The following is a 1641-nucleotide window of genomic DNA, read 5'->3' on the forward strand; positions in this document are numbered from 1 at the left end:
CCTCTCTTATTCACCGGGCTGCTGCGTGATGGCTTAATCCGGGACGGGGTGGCAGGCTGAGGCGGCCAGCGCGAGTTGCCCTGTGGCGACTATTTCATCGCGTTTGGCCGAGAGGTTTGCGGGGTTTCTGGACAGGGTGGATCGATCTGCGGCCGCGCCGCGCCGTTCAGGTCGGCGCGGGTTTGAGGGCGCGGGCGATATGCTGGAAGATGTCGGCGTCGGGGCAAGCGCTGGCGAAGGCGATGCGGATGCGACTGGCGGTTTCGACGACGCGGGCGGCGACCTTGATGAGGCGGATGCGGATGGTGGCGAACTCGGCGTTCCTCAGCGCTGCGGTGGCGGGCACGGCCTGCCGCAGCTTCCACATCAGCCAATATGCGGCGGTGTGGAGGATGAGGCGCATCTGGTTGGCATTGGCCGATCGGCACGAGGTGCGATCGCTCTTCAACTGGGTCTTGTGGAGTTTGATGAGGTTTTCGGCCTGGCCACGAGCACAATAGAGCGTGTCGTAGATGTGCTCGGCGCTACCAAGCTCGATCGAGGTGACGACGAAGCGGATATCGAGGCCCATAGTGCTGGCTTCGATCCGCGCGACGACCCTGCGTTTGGTCGGCCCCCAGGATTTGGCGGCGTAGCAAGTCTCGGCATAACGGCGCAGCACGCCCAATCCCTGCAGCGCCCGGTCGGTGGCACAGGCATCGCCGCGATTGACGATGACGGGATCGGCATGGAGCGCCTTGTTGCCGGGCAGGCCGAACACATAGTCGATGCCGTTCGCCTCGCACCACGCCATGATCTCGGGGCGGCCGTAATGGCCATCACCGCGTAGCGTGATGCGGGTATTGGGCCAGTGGCGGCGGATGCGCCGGATCAGCCGACGCACATGGCCTGCCGTCTCGACCCCCGATGGGCTCTTGCCGGTGCGCAGCAGCATCGCCACCGGACGTCCAGTCGCGGTGTCATAAACATGGATCGGCAGGAAGCAGCGCTCGCCATAATGGCCGTTCCAGAAGGAGAGCTGCTGGCCGCCATGGACGACATCAACCGTCTCATCGATATCAAGCGTCACCGCGACCGGCGGCACGGGATAGCTCGCGCAGTAGAGATCAACGAGCGCGCCTGTCAGACGCACCAGTTCGCGCGTCGTCGGCGCATTCTCCCAGCGGCTCATCGTTGGCTGGCTTGCCAGGCCGATCACGCCGCCGGGCAGTTTGCCGAGCGCCAGCTTGAACCCAGGATCGTGACGCAAACTGTCGAGATCATCGGCATCCTCATAGCCGCAGGCGATCGCCAGCATGCGAGCGCGCAGGATGTCGTCGAGATCGTGGACGACGCGGCTCTGGTCGCGAGGGTCGCAAATGCAGGCGGCAAGCCGTTCCGCAATGCCAAGCTGTCGCTCGGCCTGCGCCAGCAGCAATACGCCACCATCGGATGTCAGCCGACCGCCGTCGAAGGCGGCGGTCATTTTCTTGCGGCAAATCGCTGGGAATGAGAAACCGAGGAGGCTATCATCTGCCATGGCGGTCGTGGCACTTTCTGTCCGGCGTAGAGGGATGATTTAAGCACTCTTTCTCTACTCCAGATCAGTAACTTACGCCACGTCCGCCAACCCCATCCCATGCCGCCGGTGAATAAGACGGG

The 1641-nt window shown here is 63.9% G+C and carries 1 protein-coding gene; it reads right to left on the minus strand.

The annotated features are described in order from the left end of the window. Positions 1–166: 166 nt before the first annotated feature. A complete protein-coding gene (locus tag IL54_RS02545) occupies positions 167–1519 on the minus strand; it encodes an IS1380 family transposase (protein ID WP_037472266.1) in 1353 nt (450 codons plus the stop codon). Positions 1520–1641: the final 122 nt, after the last annotated feature.

The organism is Sphingobium sp. ba1 (genome assembly GCF_000743655.1).
GTDB lineage: Bacteria > Pseudomonadota > Alphaproteobacteria > Sphingomonadales > Sphingomonadaceae > Sphingobium.